15 protein-coding genes and 1 pseudogene are annotated in these 20,459 nt (G+C 73.0%); 6 read left to right on the top strand and 10 right to left on the bottom strand.

Annotation, left to right across the window (positions count from 1 at the left end; genetic code table 11):
* Positions 1-115 precede the first annotated feature (115 nt).
* The 3 genes from ACIPLC_RS02860 to ACIPLC_RS02850 all read left to right on the top strand — a co-directional run bounded on the left by ACIPLC_RS02860 (position 116) and on the right by ACIPLC_RS02850 (position 5,711).
* On the top strand, positions 116-3,214 hold the full coding sequence (locus ACIPLC_RS02860; protein WP_400470366.1) for an Ig-like domain-containing protein: 3,099 nt from the start codon (positions 116-118) through the stop codon (positions 3,212-3,214).
* A 194-nt stretch (positions 3,215-3,408) separates the two neighbouring features.
* Entirely contained in the window at positions 3,409-4,683 is a 1,275-nt protein-coding gene (locus ACIPLC_RS02855) for an SPFH domain-containing protein (RefSeq protein WP_400470363.1), read from the top strand.
* Positions 4,680-5,711 (top strand): C40 family peptidase, encoded by a 1,032-nt coding sequence (locus tag ACIPLC_RS02850; protein ID WP_400470361.1) that lies wholly within the window; start codon positions 4,680-4,682, stop codon positions 5,709-5,711. Before ACIPLC_RS02855 ends, ACIPLC_RS02850 begins: the two co-directional genes overlap by 4 nt.
* Positions 5,712-6,230: 519 nt before the next feature.
* Here the strand turns inward: ACIPLC_RS02850 and ACIPLC_RS02845 are convergent.
* Positions 6,231-7,196, bottom strand: a complete 966-nt coding sequence (locus tag ACIPLC_RS02845) for an aldo/keto reductase (protein ID WP_400470358.1) — start codon at positions 7,194-7,196, stop codon at positions 6,231-6,233.
* Positions 7,197-7,349: 153 nt separating this feature from the next.
* Between ACIPLC_RS02845 and ACIPLC_RS02840 the strand changes: the two genes are divergently transcribed.
* Positions 7,350-7,568: a hypothetical protein gene (locus ACIPLC_RS02840; protein ID WP_400470355.1), complete on the top strand. Its 219-nt coding sequence runs from the start codon at positions 7,350-7,352 to the stop codon at positions 7,566-7,568.
* A 60-nt stretch (positions 7,569-7,628) separates the two neighbouring features.
* On the opposite strand, the gene ACIPLC_RS02835 is transcribed toward ACIPLC_RS02840, so the two are convergent.
* The 5 genes and pseudogenes from ACIPLC_RS02835 to ACIPLC_RS02815 form a co-directional block, all read right to left on the bottom strand.
* Positions 7,629-8,648, bottom strand: a complete 1,020-nt coding sequence (locus tag ACIPLC_RS02835; RefSeq protein WP_400470352.1) for an endo alpha-1,4 polygalactosaminidase — start codon at positions 8,646-8,648, stop codon at positions 7,629-7,631.
* 22 nt (positions 8,649-8,670) lie between these two features.
* Positions 8,671-9,366 (bottom strand): spherulation-specific family 4 protein, encoded by a 696-nt coding sequence (locus tag ACIPLC_RS02830; RefSeq protein ID WP_400470349.1) that lies wholly within the window; start codon positions 9,364-9,366, stop codon positions 8,671-8,673.
* Positions 9,363-10,280 carry an NAD-dependent epimerase/dehydratase family protein gene (locus tag ACIPLC_RS02825; protein ID WP_400470346.1) on the bottom strand — a complete coding sequence of 306 codons (918 nt, stop codon included), beginning with the start codon at positions 10,278-10,280 and terminating at the stop codon, positions 9,363-9,365. The genes ACIPLC_RS02830 and ACIPLC_RS02825 overlap by 4 nt, the downstream gene beginning before the upstream one ends.
* A gap of 155 nt (positions 10,281-10,435) precedes the next feature.
* A pseudogene (locus ACIPLC_RS02820) lies at positions 10,436-11,137 on the bottom strand (NDP-sugar synthase); the annotation flags it as partial.
* 74 nt (positions 11,138-11,211) lie between these two features.
* On the bottom strand, positions 11,212-12,204 hold the full coding sequence (locus tag ACIPLC_RS02815) for an SDR family NAD(P)-dependent oxidoreductase (protein WP_400470343.1): 993 nt from the start codon (positions 12,202-12,204) through the stop codon (positions 11,212-11,214).
* Between ACIPLC_RS02815 and ACIPLC_RS02810 the strand changes: the two genes are divergently transcribed.
* A complete protein-coding gene (locus ACIPLC_RS02810; RefSeq protein WP_400470341.1) occupies positions 12,185-12,397 on the top strand; it encodes a hypothetical protein in 213 nt (70 codons plus the stop codon). The genes ACIPLC_RS02815 and ACIPLC_RS02810 overlap by 20 nt on opposite strands.
* A 16-nt stretch (positions 12,398-12,413) precedes the next feature.
* Here ACIPLC_RS02810 and ACIPLC_RS02805 read toward each other — a convergent pair whose 3' ends face one another.
* From ACIPLC_RS02805 to ACIPLC_RS02795, 3 genes are all read right to left on the bottom strand, one after another.
* The gene (locus ACIPLC_RS02805) at positions 12,414-13,937 is read right to left on the bottom strand and encodes a hypothetical protein (protein WP_400470338.1); all 1,524 of its coding nucleotides are present in this window, start codon (positions 13,935-13,937) and stop codon (positions 12,414-12,416) included.
* Positions 13,938-14,078: 141 nt separating this feature from the next.
* Positions 14,079-15,593: a GT4 family glycosyltransferase PelF gene (gene pelF, locus ACIPLC_RS02800; RefSeq protein WP_400470335.1), complete on the bottom strand. Its 1,515-nt coding sequence runs from the start codon at positions 15,591-15,593 to the stop codon at positions 14,079-14,081.
* 114 nt (positions 15,594-15,707) lie between these two features.
* Positions 15,708-18,059, bottom strand: coding sequence for a hypothetical protein (locus tag ACIPLC_RS02795; protein WP_400470333.1), 2,352 nt, complete (start codon positions 18,057-18,059; stop codon positions 15,708-15,710).
* 413 nt (positions 18,060-18,472) lie between these two features.
* Between ACIPLC_RS02795 and ACIPLC_RS02790 the strand changes: the two genes are divergently transcribed.
* Complete coding sequence (locus ACIPLC_RS02790) at positions 18,473-19,456, top strand: tyrosine-protein phosphatase (protein ID WP_400470330.1); 984 nt, start codon at positions 18,473-18,475, stop codon at positions 19,454-19,456.
* Here the strand turns inward: ACIPLC_RS02790 and ACIPLC_RS02785 are convergent, their stop codons facing one another.
* Complete coding sequence (locus ACIPLC_RS02785; protein ID WP_400470328.1) at positions 19,457-20,350, bottom strand: RNA polymerase sigma factor SigF; 894 nt, start codon at positions 20,348-20,350, stop codon at positions 19,457-19,459.
* Positions 20,351-20,459 lie beyond the last annotated feature (109 nt).

Genomic DNA, 20,459 nt, shown 5'->3' with positions numbered 1-20,459 from the left:
CCGGCCATAAGTGCAGGTGTCGCAGTATGACCGGTTCAGGATCGTGATTCCTTTTTGTCAGATCTTGTGCCCAGACTGCCCGGCACCCCGGCAGCCGACCGCGAAGGAGAGCCGGATGAGCCGACAGTTTCCCCGCGCGGCCGCCGCCCTGGCCGTCCTCGTGGCCGGGCTGCTGACCGGCTGGAACGCCCCGCTCTCGGTGGCCCAGCAGTCCCCTGACGCCTGGTCGGGGGAACACCGGGCGGTCCTGCCCTCCGGCCTCTCCGCCCAGCTCGAATTCGCCGCCACCCCGGGCACCGAGGTGACCGCCGCGGCCGGCGAACTGGCCGACCGCACCGGAGGGGGGCGTGCGGCGGGACCGTACGCGGACGGAGTTCACCCCGGAGACCCCGCACAGACCTTCGGCGTCACCGAGAACCGCCCGCAGGCGGACGGATCCTGGCGCACCGTCGGAACGCTCCGGCTCACCTTCTCCCGACCGGTCCGGAACCCCCGGCTGCACCTCAGCGGACTGGCCGCGCTCGCCACCGGGAAAACCGGCACCACCAGCACCGCGGCCCGGCTGACCCTCACCGGCGGCTCGCCCGCCGCCCCCACCCTGGTCAACCGCACCGACTGGCCCGGCTGGACGGTCGACGCCAACACCCTCGCGCCCGTCGGCGCCGACGGCGGCTCCGACGGCGCGGCCGGCTCCGCCGCCGAGGGCACCCTGGAACTCGCCGGGACCGTGCGCACCGCGGTCTTCCGGGTCGAGCAGCGCTCCACCGCCCGGGCCGGCGGCACCACCGCACCGCCCGTCCTGCGCCAGGCCTACACCGTCACCGTCGACGAGGACCTCGGTACCGCCCCGCAGGACTACGGCAACGCCTCGCACGTGGTCTCCGACCTGTTCCTCGGCGCGGACGCCGCCGACTCGGCGCACCGCACCCGATCCCGGTCCGCCGCCGACCCGGGCGCGGCCGACCGGTCGGCGGGCCGGCCGCTGGTTCAACTCGACCACGGGGCCGGCCGGCGCAGCGTCTTCGCGAGCCCGCTGCCGCCCAGGCTCCAGCCCGGCCGCGGCGAGTACCAGGGCGCCGACCCGTCGATCAGCTTCCCGACCGAGGCCGCGATCGGCCGCTACTACCGGCTCACCGTCCCGGTGGCGGTCGACGACCAGCCCGCGACCCTGGCCGGTTGGGTCGACTTCGACCACAACGGGCGCTTCGACCCCGCCGAGCGGGTGCAGACCGAGATCCCGGCCGGAGCCGACACCGCGACCCTGGAATGGACCGTCCCGTCCGGCGCCGCCTCGGGCGACACCTGGGCCCGGTTGCGGATCGCCCGTGACGCCAGCCAACTCGTCTCCTCCGGTGGCTTCGCCGACTCCGGGCAGGTCACCGACCAGCGGATCAAACTGGCCGTCGGCGCCGCCCGGCCCGAGATCGCCGAACCCGTCGACGGCGCCGTCCTCGCCGAGGCCCGCCCGCGGATCCACGGCGACGGAGCGGTCGCCGGCGCCTCGGTGGAGATCCGGGACGGCGACGCCACGGCCTGCCGGGCCCGGGTCGAGCGCGGCGGCGACTGGTCCTGCCGGCCCGGTGACGCGCTCAGCGCGGGCCCGCACGCCCTCACCCCGGTCGAGATCACCGGCGGCGGCGTGGTCCTGCGCGGCGAGGCCGTCCGGGTCACCGTGAAGACGGCGCCGCCCGCCGCGCCCGTCCTCACCCTTCCGGAGTACACCAACGACCCGGGGATCCAGCTCACCGGCACCGGCGAGGCGGGCAGCACCGTCTCGGTCACCGACCAGGTCGCCGAACTGTGCCGCAGCGCCGTCCGGGCGGACGGCCAGTGGTCCTGCCTGCCGGTCGAGAACCTGGCGGACGGGCGCCACCTGCTCACCCCCGTCGCGGTCGACGCGGCCGGGAACCGGACGGCCGGGCAGGCGATCGCGCTGGTCGTCGACACCGTCCCGCCGGACAAGCCGGTGCTCGGCTCGCCCGCCGCCGGGGAGACCCTGCCGGGCAGCCGGCCGAAGTTCACCGGGCGGGCCGAGCCGGGCTCGAAGGTGCTGGTCACGGCGCGGGCCGGCGGCTCGGCGGCCTCGGGGCCGGCTTCGGCCTCGGGCGAGCGGATGGTGCTGTGCGGGGCGACGGCGGCCCTCGACGGCAGCTGGACCTGCACCGCCAACCGGGATCTGACGGACGGGCAGCAGTGGCTGGTCGTCACGGCGACCGACCTGGCGGGGAACGGGGCGGCGGCGGACGCGGTGCCGGTGCGGGTCGCGGCGGCTGCGGGGGCGGCGGCGCCGAGCCCGTCGGTGTCGGCTTCGGCTTCGGCTTCGGGTTCGGTCTCGGCGGTGGCGAGTCCGGTGGTGCCGAGTCCGGTGGTGCCGAGTCCGGTGGCGCCGACTCCGGGGGTGCCGAGCTCTGCGGTGCCGGTTCCCGTGCGGCCCAGCCCTGCGGTCTCGGTGCCGGCCGTGCCGAGTCCGTCGGCGTCGGTGTCGGCGTCGGTCCCGACCGTGCCGAGCCCGAGCGTGGCGGTGCCGGTGGCGCCCTCGGCCGGTGCGTCCGCGCCGGTGGCGTCCGTCTCCGTCTCCGTCTCCGCCTTCGCCGAACCGTCCCGTCCCGCGACGTCGCCCGCGCCCGTGTCCACGCCTTCGGGAGCGGTCGTCGCGTCGTCAGCCCCGGCTGTGGCGGCGGCACCTGATGCGTCCGTGCTCGCGCCGGTGCCGACGGGGCTACTGCCGATCGCCGTTCCGGCGGTCGACCGGCCGCAGGCGGCGGTGGCCGTGCCGTCCGTGCCGGTGTCCGCTCCCCCCGCGACCTCAGTCACCCCGACCGCCCCCACCGTCCCCACCACCTCTGCCGTCCCGACCGTCTCCGTCCCTCCGACTCCCCGTGCCGTTCCATCCCTGAGCGCCAGTCCGTCCCGGACGGCCGTCGGCGTCGCGGCGTCGACACCGTCACCGTCATCGACGCCGTCATCGACGCCGCCATCGACACCGGCGGCGGCCGAGCCGCTCGCGTCCGCCGAGGAGGGTGCCGGGCCGCTGCCGGCGCCGTCGAGCGCGCCGCCCGTGGGGGCGGCCGCGGAGGCTTCGCAGGCGGCGGCCGCGCGGTCCGCCGCGAGCGGCTGGCGCGGCGGGGTCGCCGGTGGCCTGCTGGTGCTCACCGGGATCGGGCTGATCACCCGCCGGGTGTTCGCCCGTGGTGACGGCGCCCGGCGGCGCTGACCTGCGCTGAACCATCCCGACCATCCGTTCATGTGCCTGCGCGTCAGGTCGGCTTCGGACGATTCGTCAGCAAATGTCGACACACCTCACCTTAAATGTCGCATTTGATGACGTATGAACTTAGCCTGACTCTGGCACTGCCCGTCAGATCCGGGCCGCCCGTTGCGCGACACACCGACCCCGAGGATCCGTGCATGGACGTCACCCGCGATTCTTCGCAGCGACCCGACAATCTGCCCAAGGCGCTCCCACCGGCCTTGCCGGAACGTTCCGCCTCCGGCGCCAGCCCGCTGGCCAAGACCACGGCCGTCAAGACGGCCAAGCCGCTCGGCCCGGTCGACGGCGGCCCGGCGACCACTCCGTTGGTCGTCGTCCCCGGCCCGGCCACCGGCGCCTCCGCCGACCTGTGCGATCCGCTGGAGGCGGTCGCCCCGGAGACCGTGGAGATCCCGGAGCCCACCCCGGCGGGCGTCCCCACGGCCACCACCTCCCGCCGCCCCCCGCGCGCCGACCAGGCGGTGCGCGAGCACGGCGCCACCGCCCTGCCGGGCTGGATCGCCCTGCTGGTGGTGCTGGTCGGAGTGGCCGGCGTGCTGCTGATGCTGCTGCGCGACGGCGTCATCCCGTACTGGGACGCGCTGCCCGACCTGCGCAGCGCCGCCGCGCAGGCGAGCGGCCAGGCCGAGGTGGACGCCAAGTCGGTCGCCGCGGCCAGCGCGGTCGGCCTGCTCATGGTGGTCGCGCTCGCCGGCCTGCTGGCCAACGCGGGCGGCGAGACCCGGGTGCTGACCCGCTGGGGCCGCTACCGGGGCACCGTCCGCCGCACCGGCCTGGTCTGGGTCAACCCGCTGCTGCGTCGGCGCCGGGTGGACGTGCGGCTGCGGCACTGGCGCAGCGAGCCGGTCAAGGTGGTCGACCGGACCGGCACGCCGATCGTCGTCCGGCTGCTGATCGTCTGGCGGGTCAAGGACACCGCGCGGGCGCTGCTGGCGATCGAGGACCACGAGAGCTACCTGCGCGAGCAGGTCCAGGCGGTGCTCACCCGTACCGCGTCCATCCTGCCGTGCGACAGCAACGCGGGGCCCGGGCCCGCGCTGCGCGACGGGCAGTGGTTCGCCGACGAGCTGACCAGGGCGCTGGCCGCCGAGGCCGCCCCGGCGGGCCTGGAGGTGTACTCGGCGCAGCCGCTGGCGCTGGACTACGCGCCCGAGGTCGCCGAGTCGATGCGCCGCCGCCGGCTGGCCGACCTGGACGCGGGCCTGCGGACGGTGCTGGTGGACGACGCGGTCGAGGCGGCGGCGCTCGCCGTCCGGCGCCTGGAGCGGGCCACCGCCCACGAACTGGACGAGGCCGCCCGCAGCGCGCTGATGGAGCAGCTGCTGGTCGCCTTCGTCGCCCCGGCCGGAGTGGCCGCCTCGGTAGCGCCCCCGGCCGCACGGGCCGGGCGGAAGGAAGGACGACCCGCATGAGGATAGCCACCGGCGCGTACGCCGATCCCGGCCTCGACCTCGACGCCGATTTCGACGCCGCCCTCGACCGGGGCCTGATCGGCTTCGAGGAGAGCACCGGCAGCATCCCCGCGATCGCGGGCTGCGGCTGCCCGAACTGCGCGGCCCGGCCGCGCACCGCCAGCCCCGCGACGGCGGCCGGCGGTAGCCGAATACACCGCGCCGTGCGCAGTACCTGCCTGGCCACCACCGTGCTGGCGGGCGCCGGCGTGGTCGGCCTGACGGCCGGTGCCGGGTCCGCGCACGCCGCGGCCGGGAAGCAGGGCTGGGACGGGTCGAAGTACTGGTTCAAGAACGGCGCCGGCGAGTGGCGGTGGACCAGCCACTACGACGTCTACCTCAGCCGCACCGGCCAGTCCGGCGGCTCGGGCGGCTCGGGCGGATCCGGCAGCTCCAGCGGTGCCAGTGGCAAGGCGGCTGCCGTGTCCAACGGCTCGGGCTCCTCCTCCGGACTGCGCCAGGGCTGGGACGGGTCGAAGTACTGGTTCAAGAACAGCGGCGGCGAGTGGCGGTGGACCAGCCACTACGACGTCTACCTCAGCCGCACCGGCCAGTCCGGCGGCGGCGCGGACCCCGCTCCCGCCCGGCCCACGGCCACGCCGTCCGCGGACCAGGCATCGGCCTCCGGCAGCCTGGAGTCGGCCATCGACTACGCGCTCGCCCAGCTGGGCAAGCCGTACGTCTGGGGCGGCAACGGCCCGTCCGGCTACGACTGCTCGGGGCTGGTCCAGCAGGCCTACCGGCGCAGCGGGATCAGCCTGCCGCGGGTGGCCGACGACCAGTACGCGGCCACGACGCCGATCAGCGCGGGGCAGCTGCGCCGTGGTGACCTGGTGTTCTGGTCGGACAGCGGCCGGGCCTCGGGGATCCACCACGTGGGGATCTACCTGGGTGGCGGCAAGTTCGTCGAGGCGCCCAGGCCCGGCAAGACGGTCCGGGTCTCCACCCTCAACTCGGGCTACTACCCGACCCACTTCGGGCGGCCGTAGTCCCGGAGCGCATCGGGCCCTCGACAGCGGGTGTGCTGTCGGGGGCCCGAAGCCTCGCGGGGGTGCCTGACCGCGTCCTCCGTCGCCGGGTAGCGGTCGGCGGTCCGGCGGTCGTGCGCACTCGCTCGGCGATGTCGTGGAGGGTGTTTCCCAGCACCGCCACCTGGCCGTCCCCGCGGATGGAACGGGGTGCGCAGTTCGGGCCCGATCTGCCGATCGGTCGGTGAGCCACACGCGTTGGCGGTCTTCTCCCGGGCGGATTCGCCGACCGTCCGGAAATCCGCCTGGATTGCGTCGACGCTGCCGGCGCGGGCCCTCGGATCGGCCGGGCCGACGGTCACCCCGTCGGTGTTACCGCCCGCACCTGCTGAAGTCCTGCCCTGTGCTTGGTCGTTCGTGGGCCAAGGCCGATCGCTGCGGCCGGTGGTTTCAGCCGGGCGGGGTCGGCCGGGGACGGGTGCAGGCTGCGAACGGGGCCCGGGTGGGGGGTGGGTTCGCAGCCTGCGGGGTGGGGCGGGGTCAGGCGGAGGCGGTGTCGAGGAGGGCGGTCTGTTCGGGGGTGAGGCGGAGCGTGGTGGCGGCCAGCAGGGGCGGGAGCTGCTCGACGGTCCGGGCGCTGGCGATGGGGGCGGCGACCGTCGGCCGTCCGGCCAGCCAGGCGAGGGCGACCGTGGCGGGGGCGACGCCGTGCTCCCCGGCGACGGCGTCCAGGGCCTCCAGCACCTTCGGGCCGCGCGGGTCGTCCAGGTAGCGGGCGGCGCCCTCGGAGCGGGCGCTGTCGACGCCGGGGCCGCCGGGGCGGTACTTGCCGGTGAGGAAACCGGAGGCGAGCGCGTAGTACGGGACGGTGGCGAGGCCGTGCGCGGCGACCACGTCGGCCAGCGGGCCCTCGAAGGTGCCGCGCGAGACCAGGTTGTAGTGCGGCTGGACGGCGACGTACTTGGCCAGGCCCTCGCGGTCGGCGAAGGCCAGTGCCTCGGCCAGCCGCTCGGCGCCGATGTTGGAGGCGCCGACCGCGGCGACCTTGCCCTCGCGGACCAGCTCGTCCAGCGCGGTGACGAACTCCTCGACCGGGGTGTCGTCGTCCCGGTGGGTGTAGTACAGGTCGATCCGCTCGACGCCCAGGCGGCGCAGCGAACCCTCGGCCGCGGTCTTGATGTTGGCCGCGCTCAGACCGCCGGCCTCGGGGTGCATGCCGACCTTGGTGGCGATCACGACGTCGTCGCGGTTGCCGCGGCTGCGCAGCCAGTTGCCGAGGACGGTCTCGGACTCGCCGCCGGTGTTGCCCGGGGCCCAGGCCGAGTAGACGTCGGCGGTGTCGACGAAGTTGCCGCCGGCCGCCGCGTAGGCGTCCAGGACGGCGAAGGACTGCTGCTCGTCGGCCGTCCAGCCGAAGACGTTGCCGCCGAGGGAGAGCGGGAAGACGGACAGGTCGGAGGCGCCGAGGCGGACCCGGCCCGGGGCGTCGCTGTGGTTTCCGGTCATGGTCGGATTCAACCGGATCGCGCCGGGCGGCATTCCGCGTGTCGGGCGGACTTCACGAGGATGTCGTATCACCGTTGCACGACCGGGTGGTGGGGCGGTGTGGGAGGGGTCCGGGGTGTCCGTGAGGTGGGCGGATTCGTTAGAGTCCGTGCCATGGCTGACAACGACTACGACCCCGCCGGCAGCACCCAGATGTTCCGGGCGTTCGTCGACGAGACTCCGGCGGCCCCGCAGGCGCCGGGCTCCGTCTCCACCTACGGCCGCAGCAGCAGCAGCAGCAGCGGTGGCGGCAACCGCACCGGCGTGATCGCGCTGGTCGCCGTCATCGTGCTGGCCGTGTTGGGCGGCGTCATCTGGCTGGCGGTCAAGTGATCCTCGCGCGGGTGACCCGGACGAGGGTCACCCGCGCGACGGAACCCGGTGCGCCGGCGCTCAGCAGGGCTTGCGCCAGGCGTTCAGGTCGAGTTTCTTCTGCATCGAACTGAAGCCGAGTGACTTGGCCTTGGCGCAGAACTGGTCCGTGCCGAGCTTGTACTCGACGTGGAACACCGCCTTGCCCGCCTTGACGAACGGTGCGACCCGGTCGCACTCGTCGAACTGCGAGCACTCCTCGTTGACCGCGAAGTCGAAGTCCGGCAGCAGCGCCGGGATCTGGTCGAGGTCGTTCTTCAGGCCGATGGCCAGGCCGCGCTCGTGCGCGAGCTGGGCCAGCATGCGGTTGTACTTGACCTGGTCGTCAGGGGTGAGCGGGAAACCGCTGTTCTGGTTGTAGGCCTCGATGGTGTCCGGCTCGATGGCGTCGAAGCCCTTGCTCTTGCACATGTCGAAGCGGGCCGCCATCAGCGGCTTGAGCTGGTCGAGCTTGCGGATGTCGAACCACTTCTCGCCCTTCCAGCCGGTGTCGGAGCCCTGGAGGGACTTGGCGAAGGCGGCGGAGTCGGGGCGGAAGTTCTCCCAGGAGCCGGCGTTGATGTAGCAGATCACCTTGCGGCCCTTGGCGTGCAGCGCGGCCACCACCGAGGCGTCGTTCTCGAAGCCGTCGATGTCGTAGACCGGGACGTCCACGGACTGGTCGACGGTGCCGCCGAGCTGCCACTGCCAGGCGAGGCCCGGGGCGGGCTGCCAGCGAGCTCCGGACGGCGGCGGGGGGGTGGTGCCGCCGGGGGTGCCCGGGGCGGTGGTGGCGCCCGGGGGCGTGGTGGCGCCGGGCGCGGTGGGCGAGCCGGGGGCGCTGGGCGTGCCGGGGGCGGCGGGCGTGGTGCCGGTGCCCGACGGGGTGCCCGGGGCGGTGCTGCCGTCCGGGGTGGTCGGGGCGGTGGCCGCGGGCGGGCTGCTCGGGGAGCCGTCGGCCGAGGAGTTGTCGTCGTCCGAGCCTGAGCTGCTGCACGAGGTCGCCAGCAGGGCGGCGGCGATGGTGATGGCGGCCGGCAGGAGCCGGGTACGGCGGTTCACGGTAGTCGAACTCCGGATCAGGTCAGGTCAGTTCAGCGGCGGTCAGGCCGTAGGGAAGGGTGCACCAGGGGTTCTCCCCGGCGCCCGGTACGGCGCAGCCGACGCCGGCCCGGCGGGCGGTGATCAGCGCGGTGGCGTCCTCGGCGTGTTCGGCCGGGACGTCGTACACCAGGTGGCAGAAGCGGGAGGCCGCGTGGCGGCCGGTCCACAGCGGGAGCGTCATCGCGCGGTACGTGTCCCAGTCGCCCTCGAAGGTGACCAGCAGGTCGGCCAGGCCGACTTCGGCGTACCCCGGGTCCGGGTGCTCGCCGTGGCCGAAGACCACGGTGCCGCAGCCGGCCGCGCGCGCGGCCGTGGCCAGCCGCCGGTAGTGCGCGAGCGCGCCCGGGTGGGTGGCCACCTGGTCGAGGTAGACGCCGGTGATGCCGTGGCGTTGACGGTACGTCAGGATGTCGGCGACCACCGCCGCGTGCGGTCGGCGGCCGTAGTCGGTGTCGGCGTAGCCGACCAACGGCAGTCCGGCCGCGCGGAGTCGGTCGGCCGCCTCGGCGAAGACGTTGTCCGGGTTCTCGCCAGGCCCGTCGGCGAGGTTGAGCACGACGGCGGCGATCCGGCCCGGGTCGGCGGCGGCGACCGCCTGCCAGGCCGCCGGGTCCACCGCGGGGTGGACGTACAGCGGCACCAGCAGGCGGCCGTCGGGGATGATCCCGCCGGTCATGCGACGACCGGTGGGGACGCGGGCTCGGCGGTGCTGAGCCACAGGTCGCGCAGGGTGTCGGCGAGGTCCGTCTCCGGGTGCCAGCCGAGCTCCCGGGCGGCGGCCGACACGTCGGCCTGCTGCCAGGAGACCGCGGCCGAGCGCTCGGAGCCCGCCCCGCTCTCGTCGATCCGGCCGGTGAAGCCGGCCGCGGCGACCAGCCCGTCCGCGATCGCCCGGACCTGCCGGGCCTGCCCGGAGGCGAGGTTGAGCACCCGGGGGAGCGGACGGTCCGCGGCGGCGGCCAGGCCGACCGCGCGGGCGATGTCCCGGGCGTCGACGAAGTCGCGGTAGGCGGAGAGGTCGCCGACCGTGATCACGCCGTCGGCGCCCTCGGGCGCCACCCGGAGCAGCTCGGCGGCCAGCCGGCCGGGCAGCGAGCCCGCCGGTGCCCCCGGGCCGACCGGGTTGAACACCCGCAGGACCACGGCGTCCAGCGTCGAGCCGGCCACCGCGAGGGAGCCGGCCAGCTTGGTCGCGCCGTACACGCCGACCGGGCGGGCGTCGTAGTCCTCGGACAGCGAGCTGCCCGCCGGACAGACGCCGTACTCGCCGGCCGAACCGATGTGCACCAGCCGGGCCTTCGGGACGCCGAGTTGCAGCGCCTCGCAGAGCACGGCCGGGCCGCGCGCGTTCACCTCGGCGAGCTTGACCGCGCTGCCGGCCACCGCGCCGGCGAAGTTGACCACCACGTCGGGTGCCAGCGCGGCCAGTTCCTCGCCGAGCGGGCCGGCCTGGGCGGTGGCCAGGTCCAGCCGGAGGTCGTGGGCGGGCCGCCGGCCCGCGGTCAGCACGGTGGCACCGGGCAGTGACCGCAGGACGGCGGTGGCGTGACGGCCGAGGAAGCCGTCGCCGCCGAGGAGCAGGATTCTCACGCGGCCCGTCCGTCGCTCTGGGCGCCTACGGCGGCGGGCGCCTCGGCGGTGTCGTCCGGCGCGGTGCCGATCGAGGCCGTGTCGTCCGGGGCGGTGCGGGCGGCCGGGATCGGCAGCTCCGCCACGCTCTGGCCGGCGCCGGCCGACTCGAAGGGCATCAGTACCGGTCGGATGGAGGAGAACTCGGCGTTCGCCCGGTCGTAGTCGTCCGGGCGGCCGATGTCCAGCCAGTAGCCGCCGAAGTCGTACGCGGCGGGCGGGGTCTTGGCGGCGAGCAGGTCCAGCACCAGCTCGTCGAAGCCCAGCGGCAGGCCGGGGGTGTACTTGGCGAGTGCCGAACGGGAGACGCCGTACACGCCCATCGAGACGCGGTAGTCGATGCTCGGCTTCTCCTGGAAGCCGGTGATGCTGCCGGACTCGGCGGTCAGCACGCCGAAGTCGATCTTCACCTGGCGGGCGTAGGTGGCGATGGTGAGCGGCGCCCCGGACGTCTCGTGGTGCTTGAGCACCCCGGCGAAGTCCAGGTCGGTGAGGATGTCGCCGTTCATCACCAGGAAGTGCTCCGGCAGGCGGTCCTGCATGGTGAGCAGCGGGCCCATGGTGCCGAGCGGGCTGTCCTCGACGGCGTAGCCGACCCGCAGCCCCCACTGGGAGCCGTTGCCGACGTACGCGCGGATGATGTGGCCGAGGTGGCCGATGGCCAGGGTGACGGTCGTGAAGCCCGCGGCGGCGAGCTGGCGCATCACGATCTCCAGGATCGCGTGCTGGTCGCCGATCGGGACGAGCGGCTTGGGAAGCGCGGTGGTGTACGGGCGGAGTCGGACGCCCTTACCGCCGGCCAGGATCACTGCATGCATGGTGTTTCCCCCACGGAAAGGATGTGCAGGACACGAACCTTGGTTACCAGGACGGGCATTGATCTCTACGGCAGTCAGACGTTGTAGATGTCGGTCTTGTAGCGGGCCAGGTTGGCCGGGTCGCGGAAGAACTCGATGGTCTGCTCCAGGCCCTGCTCCAGGGTGAACCCGGGGGCCCAGCCGGTGGCCTCGCGCAGCCGGGTGGCGTCCGCGACCAGGCGCATGACCTCGGAGTTGGCCGGACGGATGCGCTGCTCGTCCTCCTTCACCAGGAGGTCGACGCCCATCAGCTTGCCGACCAGGGAGACCAGGTCGCCGACCGAGATCTCGCCGCCGGTGCCGGCGTTGAAGGTCTTGCCGACCACGGTCTCGGCGGGAGCGGTGCCGACCGTGCGGAACGCGTGCGCGGTGTCCTTGACGAACATGAAGTCGCGGGTCGGGCGCAGGTCGCCGAGGGTGATCTCGGTCTCTCCGGCGGCGACCTGGGCGATCACGGTCGGGATGACGGCACGCATCGACTGGCGCGGGCCGAAGGTGTTGAACGGGCGCAGGGTGACGACCGGGGTCTCGAAGCTGGCGTGGTAGCTGTCGGCCAGCCGGTCCCCGCCGGCCTTGGAGGCGGCGTACGGGGACTGGGTGTTGATCGGGTGGTCCTCGGTGATCGGCACGGTCTGCGCGGTGCCGTACGTCTCGCTGGTGGAGGTGTGCACCAGACGCGGGATCTCCTGGTGGCGCACCGCCTCCAGCACGTTCAGGGTGCCGGTGACGTTGGTGTCGACGTACGAGTGCGGGGCCCGGTAGGAGTACGGGATCGCGATCAGGGCGGCCAGGTGGTAGACCGCCTCGGTGCCCTTGACCAGGCCGTTGACCGAACCCGGGTCCCGGACGTCGCCGAGGACGATCTCGACCGAGTCCAGCACCTCCTTGGGTAGGGTCTCCAGCCAGCCGAAGGACGAGAAGGAGTTGTACTGGACCATCGCCCGGACCTGGTGCCCGTCGGCGACCAGGGACTCGACGAGGTGGGAACCGATGAAGCCCTCGGCTCCGGTGACCGCGACGCTGCTCATGCGTGATTCGCTCTCTCGATTTTTGGGAACGGCCGGACTCCCGGTGGCGACCGGCCGGTGGTGGTTCAGCTGTGTGGTGAAGCGTGTTCGGGTGAAGCGCGTTCAGGTGGAGCGGGTGGAGCGGGTGGAGCGGGTGGAGCAGGTGGAGCAGGTGGAGCAGGTGGAGCGGTGCACGCGAATTGGGCGTGCGTGATTTCTGTATTCGGTGTTCAGCGGTGCTGGGTGGTGCGGCCGAGCGCAGGCCCGGCGATGGCGGTGAGGAGCAAGGCGGCCGCCCCGCAGCCGGTCAGCTGCAGGACGATCGGATCCGCACCGGTCAGCAGCCCGGCGCTCTCGGCACCCGCGGCGGCCAGACAGATGAGGGCGGTGCTCCAGCTGAACCCGAAGGCGTTCAGCAGCAGCGCCAGCCAGAGCGAGCCGCCGAGGAGCAGCATCGCGCCGAGCTGCGGCACACCGAGCGCGGGGGCGCCGGGCCACAGCACGGTCGCGGCGGCGTCCAGCGCGGCCACGGTGGTGAGGTAGATGAACAGGCAGCCGAGCAGGATCCCGCCGGTGCGGCGGGTGAACTGCCCGCTGGTGTGACTGGTGCGCAGCGCGGCCACGGCCATCGCCCGGTAGCGGAAGAGCAGCCACTCGGCGAGGCCGAGACTGAGCGTCAGCGCGATCATGGCCGGCCCGGTCGGGGTGGCGTTCGCCCCGTGCGCGGCACCGGTCCGCACCGCCTGGTGGATGGTCTCGCCGAGACCGGCGATCAGCGTGAGGGTGCCGCAGGCCAGGCCGAACAGCAGGTGCGGGACCTCCTGGCGGATCGGCAGCCTCAGCTCGACGGACTCCTTCTCGCCGCCGCGGATGCAGAACAGCAGCTCCCGGGCGGCCAGGCCGACCGCCAGCACCAGCGAGACGAGCAGCACGACCGTCCGCACCACCGGCGGGACGTCCGTGGCCAGCACCACGCCCGCGCCTACCGAGGCCGGAGCCAGCGCCAGCAGCAGGAACTTCTCCCGTCCGAGCACCAGCAGGGCGGTGGCCGCGCCCAGGTACAGCGACTGCCCGGCCGCGAAGCAGAGCGCGCCCAGCGGCCCGCCGACCACGTACGCGGCGGCGGACGCGACCAGCGCGCCCAGCGGCGCCCCGACGGCCAGGCAGATCGCGGCCTCGCGGCGCCGCAGCCGACCGAGCCAGCGGTACGAGCGGTGCGCCAGCGCCTGGTTGAAGCCCCAGCTGACCAGCGTCGCGACGGACAGCGCGAGCATGCCGGAGGGCAGGCCGAACCGCATCCGGGTGGCCGCGAACAGGTTGGCGCCGAGTAGGTAGCCGAGCCCGGGCAGGGCGAACACCAGGCCGCGCACGACGCAGCGCCAGGGGTCGGCCCGCCACGGGTTGGCGAACTCGGAGCTCGGGCCGGGGTAGCGCCGCTCGACCTTCTCGAACAGCTCCTCGGCGAGGGTGAACGAGTCGGGGCGGCCGTACAGCAGGGCGGCCTGCTCGTCGGAGAGGCCGTCGGACTCCAGGAACGCGGCGATCTCGTACGGGTGGACGGCATCGGCGCAGATGTCGTGCAGCCGCTCGGCGAGCTCGTCCAACGGGTCCGCGGAGAGGTCGAGCTGCTCCTCGGGCTCGGGCTCGGACTGGGCCGGCAGGCCGGGGCGGCGGCGCTTGAGCGGCAGGGTGCGCAGCTGCATCGTCCGCTCGGAGCCGCCCTCGTCCGGCACGAGCCGCAGGGGACCACTCATGCGCCCACCTCGCTGCGCTCGGCGGCCGCTTCGCGGTACACGCACCTGTCGATGGTTCGCTCGCTCCGCTCGTTCACGTGCCCACCTCGCTGCGCTCGGCGGCCGCTTCGCGGTACACGCACCTGTCGATCGTTCGTTCGTTCACGCGCCCACCTCGCTCGGCTGGGGCTGGGCGGCGGCCAGCTGTTGGTCCCAGTCGGGGGTGGGGGTCTGGTCGGTGACGGCCACCACGCCGTCCGGCATCCAGCGGGCGGTGCCGAGGAGTTCGGTGTAGATGCCCCGGAAGCCGTCGATGTTCTGGCGGAGCGTGAACTGTTCGATGACTCGCAGCCGGGCCTGTTCGCCCAGTCGGGCGCGCCGCTCGGCGTCGCGCAGCAGCTCGATCGCGGCGGCCGCCATCGGTTCGGGTTCGCGGGGCGGGACGACGAGTCCGGTGTCGCCGACGGCTTCGCGGACGCCGCCGACGTCGGTCGAGACGGTCGCGCGGCCGCAGGACATCGCCTCGATCAGGGTGAACGGGAAGCCCTCGCTGATGCTGGAGAGCATGACCACGTTGCCCGCCGCGTACGCGTCGGTGATGTCGGCGACGCGGCCCTCGAAGGCCACCGAGTCGGCGATGCCGAGTTCGGCGGCCAGGGCTATGCAGCCGTCCCGGTAGGCCTCGCCGCCCTTGGGGGTTCCGCCGAAGAGCCGCAGCCGCGCCTCGGGGATCTCACGGTGGACGATGGCGAAGGCCCGGATCAGCGTCTCCAGGTCCTTGATCGGGTCGACCCGGCCGGCCCAGCTGAGGGTCGGCGTCTCGGGTTCGGGCCCGGCGGGCGGGAAGGCCGCCGGGTCCACGCCGTTGTAGACGGTGCGGATGTGGGCGGACGGCGTGCCGCCGCGCTCCTCCCAGCGCCGGTTGTACCGGTTGCCGGGGGTGACCAGCGCGGCCTGCCGGTAGCTCTCCTCGGCCAGCATCCGGTAGAAGCCGAGCAGCAGCGCCTTGACCGGCCAGCGGTACGGGCCGGTGCGGTAGCCGAGGTAGCGCTCGCGCAGGTAGATGCCGTGCTCGGTGAGCAGAAACGGTACGCCGTACTGCTGGGCGGCGATCAGCCCCGGCAGGGTGGCCAGCCCGCCGCTGGCGGCGTGCGCGACGCCGTCGGTGGGCGGTTCGACCGAGAGCGGCCGCAGGGCGTGCTCCAGCAGGTCGGTGGCGTTCAGGGCGTCGTGCATGGTGGGCCGGGAGACGGCCGTGGGCAGGTAGTCCCGGGTCCAGACGTGCTGGAGGGTGCGCAGGGCGCGCTCGCTGCGCAGCGCCGGGCTGAGCAGCCCGCGCCGGGCGAGGTCGGCGAAGCCGTACAGCTCGGTGCCGAAGTGGGTGGTGTAGACCGGATCGAGGATGGAGTGGAGGAAGCGCTCGTACGCGTTGAGGAAGCGCCGCATCTCCTTGCCGTGGGGCGGTCCGGCTTCGGAGGCCGGGCCCCACAGCGGTGCGGTCGTGACCGACCGTACGTTGGCGGGCAGCTCCCAGGCCAGCGGTTCCTGGCCGGTACCAGTGACGGCGATGACGTCGAAGTCGACGTCCGGCATGCCTTGAACGAGCTGGTCGCACCAGACACTCACGCCGCCGTGCTGGTGCGGATACGTCCCCTCGGTGAGCAGGGTGACGCGCATCTCCTGTCCCCCCTCCTGTTCCTTGCGTCGGTGTCCGGCCTGGGTGGCCGGAACGGGACCCGAGGCAGGGCCGGACCGGGCGACCGGCCCGGCCCCGCCATCGGGTGCTGCGGGTTACCGGTTGCCGGAGCGTCCGGTGGTACTGGTGCCGAGCGAGGCCGCCCCCCCGGTGGCCTTACCGCTCTTGGCGGCCGCGGCGGTGCCGCCGTTGCCGTTGGTGGCGACGTCCTTGCCGGGCACCGGGGTTCCGCTACCGGGGACCAGGGTCGGGGCGCTGGTGCGACCGGTGTCGCTCGGGCCCACCGGGACGGGAGTGGCGACGCCCTGCGGGACGACCTTCTTGTCCGCCGGGGCCGGGGCCGGGACGGACTTGGCCGCGACGCCGGGGGCGACGGCGGCCGGGGCGGCCGGCGTGCCGGCCGAGGCGAGCTGCAGGGAGACGCTGCTCTGCAGGGTGCCCGGGGACACCCAACCGGAGAGCGTACCGGCGTAGGACGAACCGAAGGCGGTCGATCCGATGACCAGCTTCTGAGAAGTTCCGGTCGGCATGGTGGCCTGGACCTGAACACCGGCCGGAGCGTTGACCGTGACGGTGTCGCCGACCCGGTAGGCGGTGACCTGGCCGGAGGAGACGGCCGAGTTCCAGGCCGCGCGGCGCTGGAACTCCAGGCCGATCTCGCGCTCGCCGAGGTTCACGATCGGGGTGTTGTCGGCGTGCAGCGACCGGTAGGTGCCGAGGATCTTCTCCAGCACCGGGTAGAGGATCCGGTCCTCGGACAGGTTCGACTGGTGGATGAAGTGCGGCCGCGGGTCGTTGCTCAGCACGTGCCCGAGGTCGATCCGGGCCTCCAACGGCACGATGTACGACTGGAATCCGGTGTTGACGTCCAGCGGCTTCGACAGGCAGGTGGAGTTGGCGTTGTTCTCACAGACGCCGCTGCCGCCGTTGGCCTTGCTGGTGTAGATCCAGTTGTACTCGTCGGCCTCCTCCTTCGCCGTGCCGGCGTTGTAGAAGACGTTCATCGGGTAGCGGGGCACGGTCAGCGTGGACGAGCCGACGGCCCGCTGGGCGGGCTCGCGGGAGGCGTCGCTGCCGGTGAACTTGATGCCGTTGGCGGCCAGTGCCGGGGCCAGGTTCGGGTTGTCGCTGGTCTCCTGCGGGGCGGTCAGCAGACCGGAGTGCTCGCCGGTGACCAGGGCCTGCGGGTCGACCTTCAGGCCGTTCTTGGCGGCCCAGTCGAAGTTGTCCTTGATCTGGCCGGAGATGGTGCTCTGGTCGGTCCAGACCGCCTTGCCAGAGGAGTCCTTGGTGCAGATCCACGGCACGACGGTGACGTCCTGGACGCAGCCCAGGTACGGGTGGGTGTAGGTGTGGTTGACCCAGCGGTAGTTGTTCTGGTCGGCGATCATCTGGTTGGCCGTGGGGTCCACCGCGGTCTGGTGGTCGGCCTTCCAGTCCTCGCTGCCGCCACCGTTGAACACCATGTCCAGGGTGAAGTTGTTGGCCGTCTGCCACTGCTTGAGGTGCTGGGCGTCGTCCGGCGTCATCCGGATCGGGTTGGCCGTGTCCGGGGTGCCGGGCGGGCAGGTGACGTCGCCGGGGGTGCACTTGAGCACGGTGTCCCAGCGGTCGTCGGCCAGGAAGACGTCGTCCACGTGGGCCGCGAAGTAGTTGCGGTCGTAGCCGAGGTGGACGCCCTGGGTTATCCAGTCGACCATGCCGCGGGCCAGCAGGCGGTACTGCTGCTGGTACTGGTTGTAGACGAACGTGACGACCAGTTCCTTGCGGCCGTCGTGGGTGTACTCGCCGACCAGCGAACCGCGCGAGGTGGTGCTCGGGATCGCGGCGTCGACCAGCGGAACGAACGAGGCGCCGGCCGGCAGGGTGGCCAGCGGCGTGGCCAGGTATCCGTAACTCTCGCTGACGGTCGGATCGTTGTCCTCGAAGGGCACGCTGCCCTTCAGGTACCCGAACGGGCCCGAAGTGCCGGCCGTGGTGGTGGCGCCCTGGAATCCGTCCAGCGTGCCGTAGTAACCGGGATTCACGGCGTAGTTCAGCCCCACCGCGGGACTGGCGAACGTGTACGCGTCGATCTGCCGGATTCCGAATGCGGCTTCGTAGCCGGCGATGGCCGTCATCTCGGCCGCACTGTTGGGGAAGGGGTTTTCGTTGGGCAGGACGATGCCCTGGTACTTCCCGCGGGGCTGGCCGTTCACCGTGTCGCTGAGGAAAGCGGAGTTGATGACGGGACGGTTGGTGTCGTTGAGGTTGACGACCTTGTACGGGGTGCCCTGGTTCTTGAGTTCGGCGGTGATCGCCGCTACCGACGGGCCCCCGTCGTCGATGACCAGGATGGTGAGGTCGATCCTGGGCGGCGTGGCGCCGTGGGCCAGGGTGGTCTGCAGGCCGCTGGCCAGCAGAACTGCCGCCGCGCACGCGGCAACTCTTCGGGTCGCTCGACCCATGGTGATCCTCCCCTTGGGTAGACGCCTCGCTGCTCAGCGTTCGCCTGCCCTGTAGCTGTTCGCGGGCAGCAGGCTGCCCGGCGCCCATCCTGGTCGAGGGGGGCCTCTGCGAGGGACCAATTGGGCGAGAGTGCAGCGAACCTGTTACCAACGTTCATGGCGAAGCCATGAAGGCGCCGATTGTGACCGGAACCGGACCGGCCATGCAAATAATGAATTGAGAATGAAAAAGCGGAAGCTGAGAGCTACACCTGGTTACCGCCCGTGCGGCTTGGGCGGACCACCCGGACGCCTACACTGTCGTCGTCGCGCATGACACTCTTGCACATCTTGCCGACCCCTTGGGCAGGTTCATGCAATATCAGGCACCGCTGTGCCATGTGACAGTCCGAATATGCAATGGAGGTGCTCGCGTGGCCGATCAGCGGACCGAGTCCGGTGCAATCGGGGGCGGGCGGAAAGCGGCGCCGGAGCCGGTCGGAACGGCGCTGGTCGGGCGCAGTCTCGGACTGAGCGGTGCGGTCAACGCCCGCGATCTCGGCGGCTACCGGACGGCCGACGGGCGGGTGCTGCGGTGCGGTGTGGCCCTGCGCAGTGATGGCCTGAACCATGTCACCGCCGACGACTTCGGCCCGCTGCGCGCGCTCGGTCTGCGCCGGGTGGTCGACCTCCGCAGCCTCGACGAGGTCCGCGAGGCCGGCCCGGACCGGCTGCCCGGTCTCCCCGTCGCCGACTTCGCGGCCGCCGCAGTCACGGCAGTCACGGCGGCCACCGCGGTGACCGTCGAGGCGGCCCCGCCGGATGGCGTCACCCTGCACCATCTCCCCTTGCTCGCAACGGACTTCGACATCTACGGCACACTCCGGGACGCCCTCGCCGACCGCAGCCCGCAGCAGCAGCACGCCCTGCTCGGCGACGGCCGGGCGGCCGCCATGATGACCGGCCTCTACCGCTGGTTCGTCACCGACCCGGTGGCCCGGCAGCGCTTCGCCACCCTGCTGCGGCTGCTGGCCGCCCCGGACGGGCCGCCGCTGCTGTTCCACTGTTCGGCCGGAAAGGACCGCACCGGCTGGGCCGCCGCCCTCGTGCTGACCGCTCTCGGCGTCGACCGCGAGACCGTCCTCGCCGACTACCTGCTCACCAACGAGCGCTCCGCCGCGGTGGTGGGCCGGGTGATGGACGACTTCGGCACCCGCGGCCTGATGCGCGAGCCGCGACTGCTGCTGCCGGTGTTCCGGGCCGACCCGGGCTACCTGGCAGTGGCCTTCGAGGAGGTCGGCGCCGGCTGGTCCGGGTTCGACGCGTTCTGGCGGGACGGCCTCGGGCTGGACGACGCCGTCCTGGCCGGCCTGCGGGCCAACCTGCTGGACGGCGACGGGCGGCCTCCCGCGGCCTGATCAGCCCTCGCTGATCAGGCCCTCACGGAGCTGGGTCAGCGTCCTGGTGAGCAACCGGGAGACGTGCATCTGGGAGATGCCGATCTCCTCGCCGATCTGCGACTGGGTGAGGTTGCCGAAGAACCGCAGCATGATGATCCGGCGCTCGCGCGGCGGCAGCCTGGCCAGCAGCGGCTTCAGCGACTCCCGGTACTCGACGCCCTCCAGCGCGAGGTCCTCGTAGCCGAGCCGCTCGGCCAGCGGCCCGTCGCCGTCCTCCTCGCTGGGGCTGGAGTCGAGCGAGCTGGCGGTGTACGCGTTGCCCACCGCGAGGCCCTCGACCACGTCCTCCTCGCTGACCCCCAGGCAGACGGCCAGCTCGGCGACGGTGGGGGAGCGGTCCAGCCGTTGCGACAGCTCGTCACCGGCTTTGGTGAGCGCCAGCCGCAGCTCCTGCAGCCGCCGGGGCACCCGGACCGACCAGCTGGTGTCCCGGAAGAAACGCTTGATCTCGCCCACCACGGTGGGCATCGCGAAGGTGGGGAACTCCACCCCGCGCTCGGGGTCGAAGCGGTCGATCGCCTTGATCAGGCCGATGGTGCCGACCTGGACGATGTCCTCCATCGGCTCGTTGCGGCTGCGGAAGCGCGCCGAGGCGTACCGGACCAGCGGCAGGTTGAGCTCGATCAGGGTGTCGCGAACGTACGTGTGCTCCGCGCTGCCCGGTTCCAGGGCGGCCAGCCGCAGGAACAGCGAGCGGGACAACGTCCGGGTGTCCAGCCCGGAGCCGGGCGGCGTCTCGGGGCCGGGCGGCGCGGCGGCCGGGACCCGCTGGAGCGGGATCCGGTCCTCGGCGACCGCCGTACCGTTGGCCTGACCAGCGTGGATCTCCGCAGTGCCCAGCTCTCCGGACATGCGCCCACCCCCTTGTGACTGACAGTTGAACGGGGGCCGTCGCACGGAGGTTCCCGGCGGGGGCCCTCCCCCTCCATACCGGAACACGGTCCACGGCAAACCCGAACGT

The organism is Kitasatospora sp. NPDC086801 (genome assembly GCF_044745805.1).
Lineage (GTDB): Bacteria > Actinomycetota > Actinomycetes > Streptomycetales > Streptomycetaceae > Kitasatospora.
This window is presented reverse-complemented; position numbering and strand designations above follow the sequence as displayed.

Excerpts from the sequence above, each read along its gene's own strand:
- ACIPLC_RS02860 (WP_400470366.1), top strand. The coding sequence starts at position 116 with ATGAGCCGACAGTTTCCCCGCGCGGCCGCCGCCCTGGCCGTCCTCGTG.
- ACIPLC_RS02855 (WP_400470363.1), top strand. The coding sequence starts at position 3,409 with ATGGACGTCACCCGCGATTCTTCGCAGCGACCCGACAATCTGCCCAAG.
- ACIPLC_RS02850 (WP_400470361.1), top strand. The coding sequence starts at position 4,680 with ATGAGGATAGCCACCGGCGCGTACGCCGATCCCGGCCTCGACCTCGAC.
- ACIPLC_RS02845 (WP_400470358.1), bottom strand. The coding sequence starts at position 7,196 with ATGACCGGAAACCACAGCGACGCCCCGGGCCGGGTCCGCCTCGGCGCC.
- ACIPLC_RS02840 (WP_400470355.1), top strand. The coding sequence starts at position 7,350 with ATGGCTGACAACGACTACGACCCCGCCGGCAGCACCCAGATGTTCCGG.
- ACIPLC_RS02830 (WP_400470349.1), bottom strand. The coding sequence starts at position 9,366 with ATGACCGGCGGGATCATCCCCGACGGCCGCCTGCTGGTGCCGCTGTAC.
- ACIPLC_RS02815 (WP_400470343.1), bottom strand. The coding sequence starts at position 12,204 with ATGAGCAGCGTCGCGGTCACCGGAGCCGAGGGCTTCATCGGTTCCCAC.
- ACIPLC_RS02805 (WP_400470338.1), bottom strand. The coding sequence starts at position 13,937 with ATGAGTGGTCCCCTGCGGCTCGTGCCGGACGAGGGCGGCTCCGAGCGG.
- pelF (WP_400470335.1), bottom strand. The coding sequence starts at position 15,593 with ATGCGCGTCACCCTGCTCACCGAGGGGACGTATCCGCACCAGCACGGC.
- ACIPLC_RS02795 (WP_400470333.1), bottom strand. The coding sequence starts at position 18,059 with ATGGGTCGAGCGACCCGAAGAGTTGCCGCGTGCGCGGCGGCAGTTCTG.
- ACIPLC_RS02785 (WP_400470328.1), bottom strand. The coding sequence starts at position 20,350 with ATGTCCGGAGAGCTGGGCACTGCGGAGATCCACGCTGGTCAGGCCAAC.